Annotated in this window: 17 protein-coding genes; 6 read left to right on the forward strand and 11 right to left on the reverse strand. The window is 59.6% G+C overall.

Annotated elements, in window-relative coordinates; all coding sequences use genetic code 11:
• Positions 1 to 13: 13 nt before the first annotated feature.
• Complete coding sequence (locus ACNAOT_RS22850; RefSeq protein ID WP_017197242.1) at positions 14 to 154, reverse strand: hypothetical protein; 141 nt, start codon at positions 152 to 154, stop codon at positions 14 to 16.
• Between the two features lie 203 nt (positions 155 to 357).
• Between ACNAOT_RS22850 and ACNAOT_RS22855 the strand changes: the two genes are divergently transcribed.
• A complete protein-coding gene (locus tag ACNAOT_RS22855) occupies positions 358 to 741 on the forward strand; it encodes a hypothetical protein (protein ID WP_420179529.1) in 384 nt (127 codons plus the stop codon).
• 33 nt (positions 742 to 774) lie between these two features.
• Here the strand turns inward: ACNAOT_RS22855 and ACNAOT_RS22860 are convergent, their stop codons facing one another.
• Complete coding sequence (locus tag ACNAOT_RS22860; protein WP_091464242.1) at positions 775 to 1356, reverse strand: histidine phosphatase family protein; 582 nt, start codon at positions 1354 to 1356, stop codon at positions 775 to 777.
• Positions 1353 to 2822, reverse strand: coding sequence for a CCA tRNA nucleotidyltransferase (locus ACNAOT_RS22865; protein WP_091464245.1), 1470 nt, complete (start codon positions 2820 to 2822; stop codon positions 1353 to 1355). Before ACNAOT_RS22865 ends, ACNAOT_RS22860 begins: the two co-directional genes overlap by 4 nt.
• A 196-nt stretch (positions 2823 to 3018) precedes the next feature.
• On the opposite strand from ACNAOT_RS22865, the gene ACNAOT_RS22870 reads away from it, so the two are divergent.
• The 5 genes from ACNAOT_RS22870 (at position 3019) to trxA (ending at position 8933) form a co-directional block, all read left to right on the forward strand.
• Entirely contained in the window at positions 3019 to 3522 is a 504-nt protein-coding gene (locus ACNAOT_RS22870; protein WP_026005276.1) for an NUDIX hydrolase, read from the forward strand.
• Positions 3523 to 3548: 26 nt separating this feature from the next.
• A complete protein-coding gene (gene murJ / locus ACNAOT_RS22875; RefSeq protein ID WP_420179530.1) occupies positions 3549 to 5567 on the forward strand; it encodes a murein biosynthesis integral membrane protein MurJ in 2019 nt (672 codons plus the stop codon).
• A gap of 139 nt (positions 5568 to 5706) precedes the next feature.
• Positions 5707 to 7386 carry an ABC transporter substrate-binding protein gene (locus ACNAOT_RS22880; RefSeq protein WP_420179531.1) on the forward strand — a complete coding sequence of 560 codons (1680 nt, stop codon included), beginning with the start codon at positions 5707 to 5709 and terminating at the stop codon, positions 7384 to 7386.
• Between the two features lie 229 nt (positions 7387 to 7615).
• On the forward strand, positions 7616 to 8572 hold the full coding sequence (gene trxB, locus ACNAOT_RS22885) for a thioredoxin-disulfide reductase (protein WP_420179532.1): 957 nt from the start codon (positions 7616 to 7618) through the stop codon (positions 8570 to 8572).
• A 34-nt stretch (positions 8573 to 8606) separates the two neighbouring features.
• Complete coding sequence (trxA, locus tag ACNAOT_RS22890) at positions 8607 to 8933, forward strand: thioredoxin (RefSeq protein WP_014923339.1); 327 nt, start codon at positions 8607 to 8609, stop codon at positions 8931 to 8933.
• 6018 nt (positions 8934 to 14951) lie between these two features.
• On the opposite strand, the gene ACNAOT_RS22895 is transcribed toward trxA, so the two are convergent.
• The 8 genes from ACNAOT_RS22895 to rpmH form a co-directional block, all read right to left on the reverse strand.
• Positions 14952 to 16196: a ParB/RepB/Spo0J family partition protein gene (locus tag ACNAOT_RS22895; RefSeq protein ID WP_420179533.1), complete on the reverse strand. Its 1245-nt coding sequence runs from the start codon at positions 16194 to 16196 to the stop codon at positions 14952 to 14954.
• Between the two features lie 67 nt (positions 16197 to 16263).
• Entirely contained in the window at positions 16264 to 17319 is a 1056-nt protein-coding gene (locus ACNAOT_RS22900) for a ParA family protein (protein WP_402938817.1), read from the reverse strand.
• A gap of 87 nt (positions 17320 to 17406) precedes the next feature.
• Positions 17407 to 18057, reverse strand: a complete 651-nt coding sequence (gene rsmG, locus ACNAOT_RS22905; protein WP_011776793.1) for a 16S rRNA (guanine(527)-N(7))-methyltransferase RsmG — start codon at positions 18055 to 18057, stop codon at positions 17407 to 17409.
• Positions 18058 to 18063: 6 nt separating this feature from the next.
• On the reverse strand, positions 18064 to 18615 hold the full coding sequence (locus tag ACNAOT_RS22910; RefSeq protein ID WP_017199746.1) for a protein jag: 552 nt from the start codon (positions 18613 to 18615) through the stop codon (positions 18064 to 18066).
• Positions 18615 to 19604 carry a membrane protein insertase YidC gene (gene yidC, locus ACNAOT_RS22915; protein WP_091464261.1) on the reverse strand — a complete coding sequence of 330 codons (990 nt, stop codon included), beginning with the start codon at positions 19602 to 19604 and terminating at the stop codon, positions 18615 to 18617. Before yidC ends, ACNAOT_RS22910 begins: the two co-directional genes overlap by 1 nt.
• Before the next feature lie 16 nt (positions 19605 to 19620).
• Positions 19621 to 20106: a membrane protein insertion efficiency factor YidD gene (gene yidD / locus ACNAOT_RS22920; RefSeq protein WP_420179534.1), complete on the reverse strand. Its 486-nt coding sequence runs from the start codon at positions 20104 to 20106 to the stop codon at positions 19621 to 19623.
• The gene (gene rnpA, locus ACNAOT_RS22925; protein ID WP_420179535.1) at positions 20036 to 20446 is read right to left on the reverse strand and encodes a ribonuclease P protein component; all 411 of its coding nucleotides are present in this window, start codon (positions 20444 to 20446) and stop codon (positions 20036 to 20038) included. Before rnpA ends, yidD begins: the two co-directional genes overlap by 71 nt.
• A gap of 41 nt (positions 20447 to 20487) precedes the next feature.
• Complete coding sequence (gene rpmH / locus ACNAOT_RS22930) at positions 20488 to 20625, reverse strand: 50S ribosomal protein L34 (RefSeq protein ID WP_011776797.1); 138 nt, start codon at positions 20623 to 20625, stop codon at positions 20488 to 20490.
• Between the last annotated feature and the right edge of the window lie 465 nt (positions 20626 to 21090).

A 21090-nucleotide genomic window follows, 5' to 3' on the forward strand; every position in this document is an offset into this window, starting at 1 on the left:
CAGCTGTTGGGAATCAGCGGATGAGTCCCATCTGGTGCAGGACAACGTAGACGTCTTCACGGCGCTGGTCGAGCAGCTGGCCGTTGAACAAAGTGCGGTCCTTGGGAGCATCGGTGCTCTTGTAGAAACGCATGTCTTCGGGGCGTTTGCGCATGGTTCACCTCCTTTCGTCAAAGAAATACCGGCATTTAGGCGCGACAATTAAGGCCAAATGAATTCAAAAGAAATCAAGGGCCAAAAGGGCATAAATAGCCGAGGCTAATAAGGGGATTTGCGGACCGAATCGGGAAAGCCCAAATCGCCGTGCAATAGCGCGTGCTTCCAGCAGTCGACCCAACAAGAAGCTGGTTCCGAACTATGGGGAAACTGCGCACCCGCGGCATGCTGCGTGGGTCCGCGCCTACAACTGACTACTCAGCCATCCAAAGAGAGGAGGCCGTCAGGAACACCGCCGGCAAACAAGCCGGTCCGGTGGTTCAGGAGTGGGTCAGAGAGCAAAAATGGCGCGCGTCATCAGCAGAGGCCGGGGTAGCAGTGACGGTCAACTTCCGTCCGCTAGTCAAAGTAATCATTTTTCCCAACCTCCTTTTCTGGCTGATAACCAGCCTGGCTGATAAGCAGCCTGCTGTGGCATTGTCCCGGCTGACTGAACCAGGGAATGCGCGCCTCGTTCCCGGCGGGTCGCTCTGGGAACAAGATATAAGCTACCTCATGAAGAAGGAGTTTGACCAGCGAAATTAGCTAATTCGCTAAAACTTTTTCTAAATTCTTGTTTTAGAGGCCCCAACGCACAATTGCGGGCGTCCGCTTATCCCAACCAAGGGTGCAGACTTTCGCCGTTCCCAGGATGAAGTGCCGGCCTTCGCGGGCGTCCATTTCCAGCCAGCGGGCGGTGAGGATCCTGGAGAAATGACCGTGGGCCACTATCAGGACGTTGTCCATTCCGGATTCCAGGACGCGTCCAATGATCTTGTCGGCCCGTGCAGCAACTTCGTCCAGTGTTTCCCCGTTGGGCACGCCATCGGTCCAGATGAGGTAGTCGGGGTTGTCCTTGCGGATCAGGTCCGAGCTGATGCCTTCATAGTCGCCGTAGTTCCATTCGACGGCCAGCGGCTCATGGACAGCCTCCGGGTAGCCTGCAAGTTCTGCCGTGCGGCGTGCACGGCGAAGCGGTGAAGTCAGGACGAGGTCGAAGTCGATGCTTTCCAGGACCTTGCGGGCTTCAACAGCCTGCTGTTCACCCTCAACAGTGAGGGGAAGATCCGTCAGACCTGTGTACTGCCCGCTCTTGGACCATTCCGTCTCACCATGGCGAAGGATCCAGAGTTGCGGACGCGGGGAAGTCGCTGCGTTCATGAGGGCTCCTCAGTTTCGGTCAAAGGCTCGACGACGGCGGACTCGGGTTGCGTTTCCCACCAAGCCAAGAGTTTCTGCTCGGCTTCCTCGGGGGATAGAGGTCCGTGTTCCATCCGCTCTTCCAGAAGGAACTTGTAAGCCCGCCCCACTACCGGGCCGGGCTTGAGTCCCAGGAGCGCCATGATCTGCGCCCCATCTAGGTCAGGCCGGACGGCCGCCAGCGATTCCTGTTCCAGAAGCGCCGCAATGCGATGCTCAAGGTCATCGTAGGCGAAGGACAGACGGTCGGCCTTGCGCTGGTTACGCGTAGTGACGTCGGAGCGGGTAAGCCGGTGCAGGCGTTCCAGGAGGGGACCTGCATCGGTGACGTAGCGACGTACAGCGGAATCGCTCCAGCCGGCATCGCCGTAACCGTAGAAACGCATGTGTAGTTCGACCAGGCGGGACACAGCTTTGATCGACTCGTTGTCGAAACGCAACGCTTTCATCCGTTTGGCTGTCAGCTTGGAACCAACAACGTCATGGTGGCGGAAGCTCACCGCGCCGCCCGGTTCAAAGCGGCGCGTAGCCGGCTTGCCGACGTCGTGCATCAACGCTGCGAACCGCAGCACAAAATCAGGGCCGGGCACGGGGCCGTCAGGTCCTGTTTCCAATGCGGCAGCCTGCTCAAGGACCTGCAGCGAGTGCTGGTACACGTCTTTATGCCGGTGGTGTTCATCGGCTTCGAGGCGCAGGGCGGAAACCTCAGGGAGCACGAACTCAGCGAGCCCCGTGTCCACCAGGAGGTCTATGCCTACCCGCGGGTGCGCTCCGTTGATGAGCTTGACCAGCTCTTCCCGGACGCGCTCGGCGGAGATGATCTTGATGCGGTCGGCCATCTGAGACATGGCGAGCCGGACGTCGTCGTGAACCGAGACGCCTAGCTGGGAGGCGAATCGGGCCGCGCGCATCATGCGCAGCGGATCGTCGGAGAACGAGGCCTCGGGGGCGCCTGGCGTGGCGAGCTCGGACGCGTGGAGATCGCGGACGCCGCCGAACGGATCTACGAGTTCCAGGCTTGGCAGCCGCAGCGCCATGGCGTTGATGGTGAAGTCGCGGCGCAGCAGGTCGTCGGTCAGGGAGTTGCCGAACGCCACCACCGGCTTTCGCGAATCGGGGTCGTAAGCCTCCGCGCGATACGTGGTGACTTCGATCTGGAAGCCATTCTTCTTCATACCGATGGTGCCGAAGGCGCGGCCGATTTCCCAGAAGTTGTCCGCCCACTTCTTGATGACGGAGATGGTCTGGTCCGGCGTGGCGTCGGTGGTGAAGTCGAGGTCCGGGGATGTCCTCCCCAGGAAGAGATCGCGCACAGGTCCACCGACCAGGGACAACTCGAAGCCGGCATCGACAAAGCGCTGCCCGAGGTCGAGCACCACCGGATCGATGGTGAAGTTAACAGAAGAGCTGTCCAATACGTGCGCCATAGTTCCTTAAGCTTGGCAGATTTTTGCTCTGCAGTGGGCCACTGCTCCATGCGAAATCAGGCATGCGTCCGCGGAGCATCTCCTGCAGTCCATCTTGTGGCCATGTCCCGGTCATCACTCGAGGGCAAGAGTCGTTAGAGTGGACCTCATGGCCAACCCGATCCCGAGCGCTCCTGGCAGGAGGACAAACGCACCGTTGCCGTCGGCAATCGGTGCGCACGTCGCGCCCGCCCAGCAGCATCCGGTGCAGGCCTCGCTTCCCACTGTGGAGGAAGTGTCAGCCGGTGGCGTTGTAGTAGACACGTCCGACGGCGAACTCCGGGTTGCGATTATCGCCCGCCTTAATAGGGGTGGCCGGCTTGAGTGGTGCCTCCCGAAGGGTCATCCCGAAGGTCGCGAGAACAACGAGGAAGCCGCCGTACGTGAGATCGCCGAGGAAACCGGCATCGAAGGCAGCATCCTGGCGCCCCTCGGCAGCATCGACTACTGGTTCACCGTGAGCGGCCACCGCGTCCACAAGACCGTGCACCATTTTCTGCTCCGGGCCACGGGCGGCGAGCTGACCATCGAGAATGATCCGGACCAGGAGGCCGTTGACGCCGCATGGGTTCCCATCCAGGAACTGGCCCGGAAATTGTCCTTCCCGAATGAACGCCGCATCGCCGATTTGGCACGGGAAGTGCTGCCCGAACACCTCTGACCCGGGTACATGGGACGATAAAGGCGATGTCTGAAGCCAAAACAACCCAGTCCGTTCAATCCGGAGAAGCACGTTCCAGCGCCATCATGGCAGCAGGAACGCTGGTTTCCCGGTTCCTTGGCTTCGCCAAAACGTGGATGCTCGGTGCCGCCCTCGGCCTGGGCTCCACGATCAATGACACGTTCATTAACGCGAACAACCTGCCGAACCTGATCTTCCTGTTGGTAGCAGGCGGCGTGTTCAATGCCGTCCTGGTCCCTCAGATCATCAAGGCCAGCAAGGCCCCGGACCGCGGCGCGGACTACATCAGCCGCCTGCTGACACTCGCAGTCCTGGTGCTGCTGGCGCTGACGGCGCTAGTAACACTTGCGGCGCCCCTGGTAATCGACCTCACCACCCAGGGCTATTCCGAGCAACAGAAAGCGCTGGCAGTCACCTTCGCTTTCTGGTGCCTGCCTCAGATCTTCTTCTACGGGCTCTACGCCCTCCTCACGCAGGTGCTGAACGCCCACGGAGCGTTCGGGCCCGCCATGTGGGCCCCCATCCTCAACAACCTCGTGGCCATCGCCGGCCTGGGGATGTTCATCTGGATTCTGGGCGAGAACGTCTACAACCCGCACACTTTGGACAATTGGGGACCCACCCAGACGCTCCTGATTGCTGGCTTCTCTACTTTTGGTGTGGTCGCCCAGACGGCAATCCTGCTCATTCCTGTCTTCCGTTTGCGCCTTGGGCTCCGGCCTCGTTTCGGCTGGCGCGGCGTTGGACTCGGCCAGGCAGCAAAGCTGAGTGTGTGGACGCTGGCGACGGCCGCCGTCGGGCAGTTAGCGTTCCTTTACGTCATGAGGATCGCCACGATTCCCGGTGCCGAGCGCCTCCGTTTGGACAACGCCGGGGACAGAGCCGCTGCGGCCGTCCTCCCAGGTAACGCCGTGCTGGAAGTCGCCAGCCAGCTGTACCTGCTGCCGCACTCGATCATCGCGTTGTCCTTGGCCACCGTCCTCTTCAACCGCATGACGCGCGCATCGCAGGACGGCAACAAAGCCGAACTGCGTGACGCCCTGTCCCACGGTCTCCGCACCATGGCCGTCGCTACGGTTTTCGGTGCCCTGGCGCTGTTCGCGCTGGCCGGCCCCCTGGGCATGTTCTTCTCCGGCGGCGAACCGCAGGACGGCGTCATGCTGGCCCAAACGCTCACCATCCTCGCCCTGAGCACACCGTTCCTGAGTGCGAACTTCATGATGTCCCGTGTGTTCTACGCCAACGAGGATGCCCGTACGCCCCTGTATGTCCAGTTGTGGCTGGCCGTGATCTACGTGGTGGGAGCGTTCTTCATCCAGTTCCTCCCCGTCGGCCAGATCATCTACGCGATCGCCATCCTTTACACACTGGGCAACATCCTCTCTGTGGTGATCAGCGTGGTGTTCCTTCGCCGCTTGTTGGGTCACCTGGACGGTCCCCGCATTGCCAATTCGTACATTCGCATGGGTTACGCGGGCTTGGGATCTGCGCTAGCCGGCGCTGGGGCCTTGTGGCTTTTGGGCAGCTACCGCGCTGACGGCTTCGCGTGGAGCAGCCGGCCGGCCGCCTTGGTGACTGTCGTCGTCGTCGGGCCCGTCATGCTGCTCGCCTACCTGGTCCTCCTGCGCGTCTTCCACGTCACCGAACTGCGCGACCTCCTACGTCCGCTCATGGGCCGTCTGGGCCGGGGAGCACCCGCACCTGTCACCGGTGCAGCACCGGAACCCACGACGCCGGCACGCGCCACGGTCTCGGACGATACAGGTCTGATTCCGCGCATCTCCGGCGAGTTCGATGCTGCCTCCTTCAGGGCCGGGCCTGCGCTCGCTCCACAGCGGGCTGCCGAACCCGCCGCCGGAAACTCACCTGACGCACCCAAGAACTACCTGCCGGAGGAAGACACGCCCGGCACGGCTCGCGGCGGCAGGTTCCGTCCGCAGGTCCCCTTGCCGGGTCGGCGGACATACCAAGGCGACGCAGGACAGAATCCGTACTTCCCCACTAAGCGCAACCACAGGAAGTAAGCCGGTGGCGCCAACGTGGGCGGCGGGCGTCAATCCGCTAGGCTAGAAACGAATATAGGTAGTTGCAAAAGCGGTTCAACCGGCTCGCCGGGGGAGCCATGTGCAGGACCGCAGCTGCCGGACAGCCTAGGAGGAACACGTGTCCCACCCGATCGACGTCGGATCAGTACTTGGCGGCCGCTACAAGGTCACGGCCAATGTATTGACCTCGCATGACCAAGATCAGGTGCTCGACGGCGTGGACCAAGTCCTCAACCGTCCCGTGAGCATCCTTGTTGCCGGTCCCGGAAATGCCGAGCAGGTTGCTCAGAGCGCCCGCGAAGTAGCCACTGGGGAGAGGCCGGGCCACGTTCAGATCCTGGACTTGGGCATCAGTGAAAACACCACGTACCTGATCACCAACCACAGCACCGCCCCCGATCTGTTGGACCTTGTGGTCGCCACCAACCCGCCGTACATCGAGCCTTTCTTCACCGAAACGCTCGGAAGCGAGATCTTCGGCCAGCCGCGCACCTATGAGCCTGAAACTTACGATGGCCTGTACGAGGATGACGAGCACGACGCCGAGTACATCCAGTACGACGAAAACGGCTACCCCATCCCGTCCGAGTCCAACGATGAGCCTGACTCGGTGCCTGCTGCCCCAGCACGCACCGCGCCTCACGTACCGCCTATGCCTTCGTCCAGCCCCTCTTCACCGAAGAGCGGTATCGCGGGGAAGCTGGCAGCGGCCGCTGCCGGTGCCGGAGCAGCGGGTGTTGCTGCCGCTGCAGCGCTGAAGCATGCGGGTTCCAAGAACAACGACGCCGGAGCTGCCGCTACTGGTTCTGCCGACGCTGGCGCTGCCTCTGCCGGCCCTGGTTCCAGGGGCGGAGCGTCGCCTGCTGTTGCCTCGCAGCCGCCCACCCAGGCTGTTTCATCGCAGCCCGTTTCGACTTCGCCCGTCTCGCCGCCCGCCAGCCGCGAGTCTGCTGCGGAGCCAAAGGTTTCGCTGTGGTCCGAAGAGGACTACGGCTTTAGCGGCTCAGGCGCCGCTGCAGCTGCGGGTGGTTCCGGTGTAGCAAGCCGGGGGACCGACTCCGGCTACGATCGCGCGCCAAGCAGCTTCCCGGCGTCGTCAGCTGTTACGGACGATTACGAGGACGAGGAAGTTTACGAAGACGAGGCTCCTGAGAAGGAACCGCGTTCCCTGCGCTGGCTGGTAGGCGGCCTTCTCGCAGCTGTCTTGGTGGTCGGACTCGTGCTGGCGGTGACCAATCTGGGTAGCCTCCTGCCCAGTGGTGCACCTGCCGCGACGCAAAGCACGCCTGCCCCTCAATCTTCCGCCGCGGAAACCGAGGAACCCGCGCCCACAGAAGCTCCGGCCCCGGCCACACCACCGGAAATTGAAGGCATCACGCGCCTCGGCGACTTCCCCTTCGCCGCCACCTATGACAAGGACCTTGCCAGGGCCTTTGACGGTAACGCTGCCAGCTACTGGTCGGACATGGAATTCGCCTCTGCAAACTGGGGTGGGCTCTTCGAAGACATGCCCCTTGTGGTTAAGCTCAAGGAACCCACCGAGGTTAAGTCGGTAGTGCTCAACCAGTTGGGTGGCTCCGGCGGTAGCATCAGCGTCTACACCAACGATCGTCCTGCGATGGACGGCGCAAAACTCGTGGGCACCAACAGCTTCACGTCCCCGGAACTGACCATGCCGCTCGCAGCACCGGCGCAGACCCAGTACGTCATCGTAGTCATCAGCGCACTCCCGAAGCTGGCTGCACCGAAGACGCGATTCGGATTCGGATTGCGCCTGGCCGAGGTCACGGTCCAGTAGCCAAACCCAACTAGGTAGCAGTAGAGGCCGTTTTGACTCGTCGGAACGGCCTCTACTGCTACCTACATTGGCGTCACCGCTTAGATTCGGCATGCCTGCAGACGGTACCCTGAATGATGGTGGCTCTTAGGGTCCCCAACTCCAACGGAATATTTGGAAAGCAACAGGGGTTGAGTCAGGTGGCTGCCCCGAAAGCCGCAGCATCGACTAAGGAAGAGGTTCACGCCACGTGAGCATTGCAGAAAACAGCGCATCGCAGGTGCGTGACGTCATCATCGTAGGTTCAGGCCCTGCCGGCTACACCGCCGCCGTTTACACCGCCCGCGCCAACATGAAGCCTCTGCTCATTGCCGGTTCCGTTACAGCTGGTGGCGAACTGATGAACACCACGGACGTGGAAAACTACCCGGGTTTCCCGGAGGGCATCATGGGCCCGGACCTGATGGAGAACTTCGAAAAGCAGGCCGCTCGTTTCGGCACCGAGATCCAGTTCGAGGATGTCACCGAGCTGGACCTCGACGGCGACATCAAGACTGTGACCATCGGAACGGGGGAGACCTTCCAGGCGAAGGCCATCATCCTGTCCACGGGTTCGGCATACCGCGAGCTCGGCCTGGCCAACGAAAAGCGCCTTTCCGGCCACGGAGTTAGCTGGTGTGCAACCTGTGACGGTTTCTTCTTCAAGGATCAGGACATCGCCGTTATCGGTGGTGGCGACTCCGCCATGGAGGAGGCACTGTTCCTCACCAAGTTCGCGAAGTCCGTTACCGTTGTCCACCGCCGCGATACCCTCAAGGCTTCAAAGATCATGGGTGACCGTGCCCAGGCTCACGAGAAGATCAACTTTGTCTGGAACACCGCTGTTGAAGATGTTCTCGGTGAAGACAAGGTCACCGGCCTGAAGCTGAAGAACCTGGTGGACGGCACCGAGTCCGAACTCGCAGTCACCGGCGTGTTTGTGGCCATCGGCAACGACCCCCGCACGGATCTCATCAAGGGCAAGGTTGATCTGACCCCCGAGGGAACCATCGCCGTAGAAGGCCGTAGCTCCCGAACCAACGTCAAGGGTGTCTTCGCCGCGGGCGATGTCATCGACCCCACGTACCGCCAGGCCATCACGGCTTCGGGCTCCGGTTGTGTGGCTGCCCTTGACGTAGAGCACTACCTCGCAGACCTGCACTCCTAGACTGCATCCAAGCAACCATACGAAGGGAAAAGTTATGAGCAACGCAAAAGACGTAACTGACGCAAGCTTCAGCACGGATGTTTTGGCTTCCGAGAAGCCGGTCATCGTGGACTTCTGGGCAGAGTGGTGTGGCCCCTGCCGCAAGCTCGGTCCCATCCTGGACGAGATCTCCGTTGAGTACAGCGAGAAGGTTGACGTAGTAAAGCTCAACGTCGACGACAACCCCGCGATCGCCGCCGAATATGGCATCACGTCCATCCCGGCCGTCTACCTGTTCAGTGGGGGAGAAGTGAAGAGCACTGTCATCGGTGCCAAGCCGAAGCAGTTCTTCGAAAAGGAATTTGCGGACGTCCTGTCCTAGGCTTCTCTTCTGATCTAATTCGTAGAAAGCCGGCGGTTGCTGCTCCCGAGGGAGCGGAAACCGCCGGCTTTTTGCTGCTCAGAAGGACATAAACCAGAATAGGTCACTTAAACAACCTTCTTGCTCTGGGCAGGCTCACTCCTTCTCAGAATTGGTCACTTCACTTCTCCCTACCAGGGGTAGGGAGAAGTCAGCTCGACACACCCCTTTAGATCTTCCGGTCGCGTGTTTCTCATTCCCGGCCCGCCGAGTGGATTGACTTCTCCCAGTAGGAGCCGCGTCGCTGAGGGTCCTCGCCCGGAACCTCCCCCGTCCACTCCGGATCCTCCGAGTCCTAGTCTCGGGTCACGGCGGCGATCTAGCTGGGCTGGTGGGGCGGTATCGGGTCCCGCTTAACTTCGCGCTGCTTGAGGAAATGTTACAACCTGGCCTGTACCGCCCGTCGGCGGGGAACGAGTTTAGTAGTGACTCGGGTGCGCGGCAGCGTTAGTGGTGCTGAGTCCGTCCCACGTCTAGAGCACCAATATCGACGAACTGAGGGATCTCTGACGTGGGGTAAAGACGCTGGTCCGTACGGGAAGTCTTGTTTCACGTGAAACAGCGCGTTCGCGTTCACGGTGTCTGCCCGTTGTGTCACCCTAGGACGTCATTGCCAGTTTCACGTGAAACGTCCTCGGTTGCATCGCTGCGACTGCGCCGTTGGCTGGGCGGGCGGCTAAATCAGCAGAACAGCCATTAAGTGCACCACAGCGACAATTGGGAGGCAATCCGTTGCGCGCTTCTATCGGCACGGATAGTTTCAGTGCGCGTGGCTGGGATGTCCCTTGGCTGCGCCATGACCGGACGGCGGGGAATCGAACGAACTACGCGGAAAATCAGCTCAACTCGGACAATTTCGGACTGGGCTGAGTGGTGTCACAGTCAAAGTCTGGTTCGGTTGCAGTTCCATATGCCGCGATAACGACCTTTGGAAGGTTATGTTGTCATACAACCCCAATCCATATCCCTTGAAATCGAAGAATCCGTCGTCCCTAGAGACTCAACGGCCAAGTCAGGGCTGTGCAGGCTCCGCTGTGGGTGCACCGCCTCCTACGGCACCCCTAGGGGACCCTGATAGCCGCCAGACGCGCTCTTTGGGCGGCGAGTGCCTTCGGGGGGGATCTTGGCACCGCTACACGACGATGACCCACTGAATGCCGCTCCTGCCGCTAGACAGCTACAAAATGGTCAGGGCATCTTCGCCCATGGTCTCCGTAGGTTGGGCCTCCATGGCAACTTCAGGCATTGCCAGTTGCTCTAATCTCCTACAGACAGCCGACATCTCATCAAGAAGGAGTGCGGCTAGGCGCGAATTGGCTACCCAACCACCACCCAGCCCAGGTTTGCGCGCAGAAAAGCAGTGCCGAATCAGGTCGACGCTCCCAAGCGTCACGCCGAGACCAGGCCACACTCCAGCACCCCATCCGATTACATCCACGCGCAACACTGCCCCTACGCCGCACGACTCCACCTAGCGTTTAGAGGAGCATAGCTGGAGCTCCGCCTGCACCATACATCTCACTAGAACCGCGTTCCGCCGGCGTTCCGCCCTGCCACGTCGGATTAGTGTGCTGGGAGTTCATTGGAGATCCTCTTGCCGAGTCCTTAGTTCCGACAGGGTGCCGCCACTCTCAGGAGGGGGCAGCCAAAGGCTCAATTGAAGCTGAACACAAGAAGTTCTCATTCCTGCCTCGTGGTCTGAGCAGGTCGGTAATGATTCTTGCCAACACATAGCGCGGGCATGTGCGGACGAGCGACCACCCCTTGGCTCAAGCAAGCAGTGTTTCACGTGAAACAGGGCACGGTTTGTCGGGCTTTTCGCACTATTCGTCGTTTCCCTACCACCCAATAATGCACCAGCTATTGGCTCGCAAGGATCAAAGGTGATCAGGCCCTTGCAGCTCCGTAGTGGCCAGGAAGATGAGCCGCCCATAAGTTCGCTGCGCTAGGCCACAGCGATGGAGTGGCCTCATCCACGATGGGTGAGCTCCGAGTTCGCAGCCGGCACGCAGGCCACCCACGAGCGGGCCCGTGCAAATTCATCTCCGACCCGCACCCGAGTGGCTCGCCCCGACGCAGAAGGAGACATCCATCGAGGCATCGTGTCGCACCCACCAATGCAGGCAGGACTATTGTTGGCGCTACACCGACGATTGCTTCGGGCGCCTCAGAATTGAATGACACGTACATAACCACTCCACTGAACGCGAAAGGCGATTGCCGACTGCGGCCAGCAAACCCTGGCGGCACACAAGCCCCCATCATCATCGAAGCTGAGCGGCTAGAGCCTGGCGCATCCACATCGCCTCGGCGGCACCGTGCTGCGCTATTCAGGGCTCATGAACCTCTAGATGCCCCATCGGAAGCCTTGGCAATCCTTGGGTCACCTTCGGCTGTTTCACGTGAAACAACGAAGAGCAATGCGGAACGTTTCACGTGAAACAGTGTGGGGTTCAAGTCGTCGTGCGTGAACGCAGGCGGAAGTCGCAAAGCAGGAGGTCTCATAATGACTGACATGAATGACGCCGGTTGCCAAAGCCTGACCGAGACAGGAGTCGATGCTACTTGATTCTTTGGGCCCGGGGAGACAATGGGCGCGGTCAACTGCGTCTTGTTAGGAGACCGTGGCGCATGAGATTGAACTTGCTGCTTGCATACGATCGACCACTTAGTTCAGTCATCCCTGCGCATAGGGCCGTAGACATCGGATGAATATGCCGAGCCGAATGCTGTTCTCCCATTGAACGTCATGGAGTGTGGCGCAGGCACAGGAGACGAAGCTCCGCGTGAGCATGTCCTATTCAAGTGACGATCGTAACTCAACCCGCCTTCCGCAGAGAGGGAGGTCATAAGCCCTCGTGGTCCACGCAGGTACAGTGCACTCAAGTGCCTCCTGCACCAAAGCCAACCAGGGGGAGGCTTAAGAGTTAGGCGACGACAGCGGTAATTATCCACGGACTTATGCACAATGTTATCCACAGGCTTATCCACCGCTCATGACATTGCCCACATTTGACTTACAAGTGGATATCGCAGTCGCAGATACGTGGAATAGGTGAAGACCGTGGTGACCTGAAGAGCAGATACTGGGGCCGGCCGATCCGGAAGCGCCCAACTCAGGTCTTAGCCCGCTAAATCAATGAAAATTGGTCTCACAGGACAATCTCGGGCGCGCTAGTTGCACTGACCGATCACAGATCACGACATATTGAGCATCTCACGATCAGTAGGCCCCTCCGCTGGATCCCTGGACCTGCAGGAGGACCAAGGCGGTCAATGCGAATCCATTGGGAATCCACAGAGTTATCCCCAACGTTTTCCACATGGTTATCCACCGACTTATCCACCTTAGTCTCCCGACCTCCGAGGGCACCCGCACTGCCTCGAACAGAACCCATACAGCGCCGTTTCACGTGAAACAAGACAGCGACACCTCTGTGTGTTGCGGGGGCTTCCGGCTCCGTGTGTCAGGCTCTAACAATAGGCTCTGCTTCCGGCCGGAGGCTCTGGACTTGGATAGTGGTGATCGAGCCTCTCAGGCTATAAAGTCAGTTCTCCAACATCAGACCAATCGTGTGCTTCATCACTGTGACCTGCAGTGTCCTTATATACGCTGCAAAGATCCAACTGCTTCAACATCTCCCGGCCCTTTGTAATGGGTGCAGGGAACGCTGTAAGGGACTATCCCTAGTGTCATAGCGTTGCTTGACCCACCACGAGTCCCAGCTAAGTCGCGCCGCCCTCGGGAAGCGGTTAGATATTATTTGCCATATTTCCCCAGGATCTCGGCAGACTTGGATTGGGGACTCACTATCCGCGCCGACACCGGAGTGCCCTGCACCTCTTTGACGGAACTTCGAAGACCAATCCACGCCGAAGACGAATCCGCGCCGAAGAGCACGTTTCACCCGCAGGCGTGCCCAGCCGCCATGTTGGAGCCCCAATACACCCTTGAGCAGCCGGTGGCGGAGGCCCTGCTGTCTAAGGCGGCTGGGGCGCATCAGTGCCTGAGGGAGGACAGCCCGTTCCAATGAAGGAAAAGGCCTAGGTAGGTGTAGGGAAACTACTCAGCGGAAGTAGATTCTCCGCTGCTGAGAAGCATTGGCAGACTACTCTTCCGCTGCTGAGAAGCATTGGCAGACTACTCTTCCGCTGGCAGCCCTCGGCAACCTGCGCGTCCCACTGCATCTCCGAGGACGGGCCCGAGAAAGGGGTCCGGGGGAGAAATAGCGTTCTCGGCTATGTAACCCCCACAAACCCTTCCTGAACGATTCTCGGCTGCCTGTACGGCCGTTAAGCGTCTCGGCACGCTGGAAAGCCCGGCGGCAAGGCGTTCTTCCCAGAACAACTCACCCATTTGGGAATGTGGGCATTGAACCGAAGGTCCATCAGAAGGGCAGGCCCAAGGCGATGGATGGGCGCCGACATGGGACCGGTTCGGGGTCCTACGCATATGACGCGTTTGGAGCCCCCATTCCAAGGAACTCGACACGAGGCAACAGCCATCCTGTCCCTGGCTAGGTGAACACGAATGTTGCCGTCTCCACGGCCGGGTACCTGTCAAGGCATCGCACGTCAGCGAATGGAGACTTTCTGGGCGCGCTGCGCAGAAGCCACCCACAGGCTTCGCAATGGCGAGGCGGCAAATGCTACGTCGCCAGGCTGTTACAAGAACGCACCCGACGTGCGCATTGGTTTTTCATCTGTAGCCGAAGCAATGTGGAGAAGGGTCGAGTAACAGAGTACTGTTTCACGTGAAACGGTCGCAGAATAATCACCTTGCGTTCCGATATCAGGAGAATTCACGCTGCCGGGCGCGTCCAAGACCGTAGCAGGACCACGCACGCATATGCCGCTCGTGCATGACCGAAGCTACCCATGTCGAGGCGCACACTCCTGCCGTCTAATAGCTGCGTTTCACGTGAAACATAACAATTCCCTGCGTGCGCCCTCACTTCGAATGCTAGTCGCCCGCCTCAGCGCAATACCAACGCTGGTTCGCGAGGGGACTCCAGACCCAAACCTCGCTGATCCTTGCGCGCGAAATATCACCCTGCTTACAGCTTCAGATCACATCCAGCGAAGGAGGATCCATCATTGAGCCGTCCCTCTGTTGTGGAAGGGAACCAGTGCAAATCCCTATAGAAACGAGGCCGTCAGTTATAGCCCGTATCCTGCCTAGTCTCTGGAACGGCGACTCAGAAACCTCCCAACTATGTCCTTGACTGCCATAGGTCCCGATGTCACGGCCATAAACGATCAGATAAACACCAAATTCCCCGGAATGAGCCGGGAAACCGCAAAAGGAACACGCCGAAGCAGACCAAACACCTTGGGGGGCCTACCCGACCGCACGTTTCACGTGAAACTAGCCGTCTTGTGGACACCGCTATTCTTATAATTTCGAAGATTGGTCTCAGCTACGTCGTTCGGTTTATCCTGACAAGGTACTCGCACGGGGCCCGGTGTCCGTATATCTACCCGAAGCCGATGGAACTCCACCTATTCGCTGTGCTTCGAGACGACGAACCAACTTCCGAATGCGCGAATAGGGACCTCAACCTTTCCACCACACTAGTGTTGCCACTGTGGAAGCTGCAGAACGGCAGTGGGTCACGGATCTCCCGTGCTGCCCGGATCGGATGGGAAGACCGGAGTATTGCTGGCGAAACCTCGGAAATGTGGAGGGAAGTCAGCGTACCAACTCCAAGCTGGGGCCACTCGGGGGAAATTCGTGACAGTGTTGACCTGGTTGTCCGATTGCATCCTCGGTCGACCGGCAACACGTCTGCACACGACAACTAGGCGCTCGTTCGGCTCAGCTCCCGCATTGCATCAAGCAGACACGTCGTTTCACGTGAAACACGGAACCTAACGGAAGTCGGCAGGGTTTTGTCGAGAACCGCGCATGACTTGATGAGCTTAATAGCAAATGGGACCCACATGGCATATGTGAGCCCCATTCATCGATAGTTGTATTTAGTCCTCTGCGCCAGGGCCCAAGACATCCATAATGCGGTTGAGATCCTCAACGCTGGCGAACTCAATACTGACGCGTCCCTTGCGTGCACCCAAAGTGATTTTCACGTTTGTGTCCAAACGGTCCGAGAGCGATGAAGCGAGGTAGTCCAACCGTTCGTGCCGGGCGTTGGGCTTCGGGATGCTGCTCTTGGCCGGCGTAGTGGGATCCTGGTAGAGAGCAACTGATTCTTCGGTGGCACGGACGGACATACCCTCCGCCACGATCTTCTGCGCCATTCGTTCCATGGCCGCAGCGTCGGGGAGTGCAAGCAAGGCCCGAGCATGCCCGGCGGACAAGACACCCGCAGCTACTCGGCGTTGAACCAATGGTGGAAGCTTAAGCAGTCGCAGCGTGTTGGATACTTGCGGACGGGACCGACCGATCCTGTCTGCGAGCTGTTCGTGCGTGGTGCCGAAATCCTCCAGGAGCTGCTGGTACGCTGCTGCTTCTTCCAGCGGATTCAGCTGGCTCCGATGCAGGTTTTCCAGAAGGGCATCACGGAGAAGGTCATCGTCGGTGGTATCGCGGACAATCGCAGGGATCGTTTCGAGTCCCGCGGCTTGCACTGCACGCCAGCGACGTTCACCCATGACCAATTCATACGGTTCTCCACCCTTTTCGGTTGAAGTACGTACGACAATTGGCTGGAGGACCCCGATTTCCCGCACGGAGTGCACCAGCTCGGCCATGTCGTCTTCATCGAAGACCGAACGAGGCTGTTTGCGATTAGGGTGGATGTCCCCGACGGGGATCTCAGCAAACCGCGCTCCAGGGACTTCCACCAGCTCCACGTCGGCTGCGGAGCCCGGGGATGCGGCGGCAGGCGCGGCTGCGGAGCCCGGGGATGCGGCGGCAGGCGCGGCGGCCGCCGTCGTACCTGCTACGTCTGAACCTGGCTTGCCAGCGGCGGCAGCACGCGAAGCGGAGGGTTTCGAAGCCGACCTTGCCGACGTCGATGTCTTTGCCCTGGAGGACTTCGTCGCCGAAGCCTTGGAGGGCAATTTTGCGGAAGACGGTTTTGAATCAACAGCATCCGATTGCTCAAGCGCTGGTTCTACCGTCGCAGGCTCCTCGGCTTTCCGGGCCTCGGGAAAAAATAGATCCACGGGCCGGGACGGTGCGGTACCGTTCCCTTGGGCCGCGGCCGAGCTAGGAATGAGAGCCCCAAGACCCCTGCCGAGGCCCCTTCGCTTTTCGCTCATTGATTCATCCCTCCGATGGAATAGCCGAGCACGGACCGGCCCAAGCTGTTGCAGTGTTTCAAGAATTCTAGCGTTCAGCTATTTCGGCGGCGGCTTCCATGTAGGAAAGCGCGCCGCTCGAAGACGGATCGTACGTCATGACTGTCTGCTGATAGCTCGGAGCTTCAGAGATGCGTACCGACCGAGGAACTACAGCACCCAGAACCTGCTCGGGGAAGTGTTGGCGTACTTCGGATGCAACCTGCGCAGCCAAGTTCGTGCGGCCATCGTACATGGTCAAGAGAATGGTGGAGACAACGAGGTCTGCATTCAGGTGTTTCTGGATCATCTCGATGTTCTTGAGCAATTGGCTCAGGCCTTCCAGGGCGTAATACTCGCACTGGATGGGAATCAGCACCTCACTGGCGGCGCAGAAGGCGTTGACTGTCAGCAGCCCCAGGCTGGGAGGGCAGTCGATGAAGATGAAGTCCAGCCGGCCCTCGCCATTGTTCTCCCGCTCCTTGGCGTACACGTCAATAGCACGGCGAAGTCGCTGCTCGCGGGCAACAAGTGAAACAAGCTCAATCTCGGCGCCGGCCAAATGAATGGTGGCGGGCGCGCAGATCAGGTTGGGTATGTCAGGGCACGGAGCTACAACTTCCTTGAGCGGAAGATCGTTGATGAGCACATCGTAGATGCTGTCTACGTCAGCGTGGTGCTCAATACCCAAAGCTGTAGAGGCGTTGCCCTGGGGGTCGATGTCGATCACCAACACGTTGAGACCGGCAGACGCCAAGGCGGCAGCAATGTTCACGGTAGTGGTGGTCTTACCCACGCCGCCCTTTTGATTGGAAACCGTGAAGATGCGGGTTTTGTCAGGCTTGGGCAGTTCCCGGCCGATCAGCCGTTCGCGGCGTCGGGTTTCGTTAGCCAACTGGCGGGCGATGGGACTCGAATCATCGATGGAATCCATGACGTTACGCACTCCATCTGAGACGGTTTCACGTGAAACGGCAGCGTTATCAACCGAATCAGTTCGCACTATTGCGGACTGGAGAGATGCAGAGGGTGTAGCCATGGCCCGCGCGGACCCCAAAGACATAAACGGGGGAATTCGCTGCGTGGAGGTTTCACTACTACCCACTGGTCACACTCTCACTCTCATTCGGCGCTTGCTGCCGTTCTCTAGCCTAACCGCTCGACCGCCGACACGCGGGAAACCGAGCGGGACCTACGCCGTCTTTCCGGGCTTGTTGACGATGATCCTCACCACGGTGGTGGGTTCCTCCAAAAGTTCCTGTCCACAAACCACAACTGACGTTTCCACGCCCCCAAGCTTGCGGATGACCTTCTTTGCCTTCTCGATCTCTTCCGCAGCGCTGCGTCCCTTGATGGCCACTACTTCACCATGACCATTCAGGAGAGGGATGGTGAGACCAGCCAGATTGGAGAGGGCAGAAACAGCCCGTGCTGTAACGACGTCAGCATCCACCATTCCGACCGCGAGCTCAGCCCGGGTCCTCATGATGGTGACGTTGTCCAGGCCGAGGTCATCCACAACCTCCTGGAGCCAGATGACGCGTCGCTCCAGTGGTTCAATCAAGGTCAGCTCGAGATCAGGGCGGGCAATTGCCAGGCAAAGGCCCGGAAGGCCCGCGCCGGACCCGACGTCGGCAACATGGCTGTCCATGGCAATGGCGGACTCAATTACTGCACAGTTCAGGACGTGACGACTCCAAAGGCGCGGAATCTCACGGGGACCTATCAGCCCGCGTTCAGTACCTGACGTAGCCAGATGTTCCACGTAGCGCTTGGCAAGATCCAAGCGCTCCCCAAAGATTTTCTCTGCCGCTTCCAGTTCAGCTGCCGTGATTTCAACCATGAGCTGCTAGTCAGCCGAAACGACGATGTGGCGGCCAGCGCCTTCGCCCTCGGACTCGGAGACGAATCCGAGATCAGCAACGGCGTCGTGGACGATCTTGCGCTCATAAGCACTCATCGGCTCAAGGGCAACCGTGCCGCCATCAGCCTTGACCTTCGCCACAGCATCCTCGGCGATCTGCTGAAGTACGCCGGCGCGTTCCTTGCGGTAGCCATTGATGTCCAGGACGAGACGTGAACGGCTTTCGGTGGCCGAAAGGACCGAAAGACGGGCCAGTTCCTGCAGGGCTTCCAGAACTTCTCCATCCCGCCCCACGAGACTGTCCAGCGCTGCTGACTCTTCATCAGCACCGATGGAGATGTATGTGCGCCCGTTGCGGACCTCGATGTCGATGTCGCCGTCAATGTCGGCGATATCCAGGAGTTCTTCGAGGTAGTCGGCGGCGATGTCGCCTTCCTCTTCCAAACGGCTGGCCGTCTTGGACTGCGTCTCTTCCTGCGAGTCCTCTTGGTCTTCGGTCACAGCGGTCATTGCTTCTTCGGTGCTCTCGGCAGACATTACTTCTTCTTCCTGTTCTTACGTTGTGGCTGGACGCGCTGGGCCCTGATTTCGGCGGCTGCCGCAGCGGCAGCTTCGGCTTCAGCGGCAGCGTCCGCGGCGGCGTTCTTCTTTCCACCCAGCAGCGGGGGCAGGCCCTTAGCGGCACGGCGCTCTTCCAGCGCCTTGGCTGCGGGGGATCCCGGCGTAGGCATACGGCGGATAACGAAGAACTGCTGGCCCATGGTCCAGAGGTTGGTGGTGGTCCAGTAGATGAGGACACCGATGGGGAAGTTGATGCCACCGATACCGAACACGAGCGGCAGGATGTAGAGCATCATCTTCTGCTGGCGCATGAACGGGCTGGCCATGGCCTCTTCGGACATGTTCTTGGCCATGATCTGCTTCTGGGTGATGAACTGCGACGCCGTCATGGCGATGATCATGATGATGCTCAGAACCCAAACAGCCACAGCACTGTTGCCACCACTGGGGTCACCGTGAAGGAGCGAAGCGGACAGCGGCGCACCAAAGATGCTGGACGAATCGAACTGAACTACCTGCTCGTGACTCATGGCACCGACGCCCTGGCCCTGCTTGGCGTTAGTGGAGATGCCCGACAACACCTGGAACAGGGCGAAGAAGAACGGCATCTGGATCAGCATCGGCAAACAAGCCGAGAACGGGTTGGTGCCGTGCTTCTTGTACAGCGCCATCTGTTCCTGCGCCATGGCCTGGCGGGACAGCTGATCGGTCTTGCCCTTGTACTTGGTCTGAAGTTTCTTCAGGTCCGGCTGCAGCAGCTGCATGCCGCGCTGCGCTTTGATCTGCTTGACGAATACAGGAATCAGGGCGGCACGGATCACCAACACGAGGCCAATGATGGACAAAGTCCACGTCCAGCCGTTCGCGGCGGGCAGCCCAATGAAGCTCAGTCCCTCGTGGAAGCCAACCATGATGATTGACACCAGCCACTTGAACGGAAACATGATTGTTTCAAAGAAGTCCATACGATATCCCTATTCGTTAGGCCGCCGAGCGGCCTTCTTCATCAGCCTGAGCAGCCAGGAACTGGTCCGGATTGTTCAGTACAACAATTGTGGGCGTCCGGCCTTCAGGCCAATGACGGTGACCGGCGGGGACATGGTCCACTCCACCGGCGTTCCAAGGGTGACATTTCGCGAGCCTTTTCGCTGCGAGCCAGCTGCCCTTCACGGCGCCATGCACCGTCACTGCTTCCAAGGCGTAGGCCGAGCAGGAGGGGAAGAAACGGCAAACCTGGCCGTACAGGGGCGAGACGACCTTACGGTACGCCTTCAGCAAGAGAATGAGGATGTTGCGGGGCAGCTCCCAGAGGAACGTGCCTACCGCCGCCGGAAGGCTCCCATGGGGAACCTTCCCGGAGGGGTCGCTTGAGGAAGGAACGACGGCGGTGCTTATGTCATGCACGCGGTGTCCCTTCCGTTGTGGTGCCGTTGTGTTCGGTCGAAGCGTTGCGTGGAGCAGAGCCACCCAATCGCTTCGTCGTCACTGCCAGTGCGGCGTTGTAGTCCGAGAGCAACTGCTCCCAGCTGGCTGTTGCAGCTGCGGGCAGCGCCCGGACTACTACCGCCAGACCCGTTCCATGCGTATGCAAGGACAGTGCGCCTGCTTCTCTCAGTCTCCTCTTAACGAGGTTCCTGGTCACGGCGTTCCCGACGGCTTTGGAGACAATGATGCCGATTCGACTCGGCTCCCCGGCCTCGATAGAGGCCGTATATAACACTAAGTTCCGGCGTCCATTGCGGACGCCGGAACGTACAGTTGTTGAAAAGTCGGTAGACGTCCGCAGACGGTTAGGGGTGGCTAGCACCGTCGAACCTGCAAAAAGACCCTGACCGACAAGTCAGTTATTTACGCCGACAGTTCGACGCGGCCCTTGCCGCGACGGGCAGCCAGGATGGCACGGCCGGCACGGGTGCGCATACGAAGGCGGAAGCCGTGCTTCTTGGCCCGACGGCGGTTATTCGGCTGAAAAGTCCGCTTGCTCACGTTAGTTACTCCAGTGGATCAAAGGTGCGCCCACCCGATCAAAAAAGGGGAAGAACTGGCCGACGCTAAGTTTTGTATGTGCCTGCCGCCGTTGCCTCCCGCACGGTGAACGTACGGAGTTACAACTGATCTCAAAAGCGGACACAAAGGACTTCACAACGTTAGGGCAAAAAGGGACCCACAGTCAAACCGGGAGCCTGCCGCGGAGGTATCCACAGCTGTGTCCAACCGCAGTTCGCAGCCTGTGGATGAAGTGGCTCACAGGCCGCTTTTGAGAACCACAACGGTGTAATTATCCACAGGCAACTTCCCAGCTATCTTCTAGCGATTCCATCCCCTAGAGTGGCTCAGTAGCCCAATGTCCACCCGCTGTGTATAACTCTGTGGATTATCGCCCAGAACAGCGCCGCCGGAGACACTTCGGCTGCCAGCAACGCCGGCAAGCAAGTATTTAGGAACTGATTG

This window comes from Paenarthrobacter sp. TA1.8 (assembly GCF_048595705.1).
Lineage (GTDB): Bacteria > Actinomycetota > Actinomycetes > Actinomycetales > Micrococcaceae > Arthrobacter > Arthrobacter nitroguajacolicus.

Excerpts from the sequence above, each read along its gene's own strand:
- trxA (WP_014923339.1), top strand. The coding sequence starts at position 8,607 with ATGAGCAACGCAAAAGACGTAACTGACGCAAGCTTCAGCACGGATGTT.
- ACNAOT_RS22865 (WP_091464245.1), bottom strand. The coding sequence starts at position 2,822 with ATGGCGCACGTATTGGACAGCTCTTCTGTTAACTTCACCATCGATCCG.
- ACNAOT_RS22855 (WP_420179529.1), top strand. The coding sequence starts at position 358 with ATGGGGAAACTGCGCACCCGCGGCATGCTGCGTGGGTCCGCGCCTACA.
- yidC (WP_091464261.1), bottom strand. The coding sequence starts at position 19,604 with ATGGACTTCTTTGAAACAATCATGTTTCCGTTCAAGTGGCTGGTGTCA.
- rsmG (WP_011776793.1), bottom strand. The coding sequence starts at position 18,057 with ATGGTTGAAATCACGGCAGCTGAACTGGAAGCGGCAGAGAAAATCTTT.
- ACNAOT_RS22895 (WP_420179533.1), bottom strand. The coding sequence starts at position 16,196 with ATGAGCGAAAAGCGAAGGGGCCTCGGCAGGGGTCTTGGGGCTCTCATT.
- ACNAOT_RS22860 (WP_091464242.1), bottom strand. The coding sequence starts at position 1,356 with ATGAACGCAGCGACTTCCCCGCGTCCGCAACTCTGGATCCTTCGCCAT.
- murJ (WP_420179530.1), top strand. The coding sequence starts at position 3,549 with ATGTCTGAAGCCAAAACAACCCAGTCCGTTCAATCCGGAGAAGCACGT.
- ACNAOT_RS22850 (WP_017197242.1), bottom strand. The coding sequence starts at position 154 with ATGCGCAAACGCCCCGAAGACATGCGTTTCTACAAGAGCACCGATGCT.
- ACNAOT_RS22910 (WP_017199746.1), bottom strand. The coding sequence starts at position 18,615 with ATGTCTGCCGAGAGCACCGAAGAAGCAATGACCGCTGTGACCGAAGAC.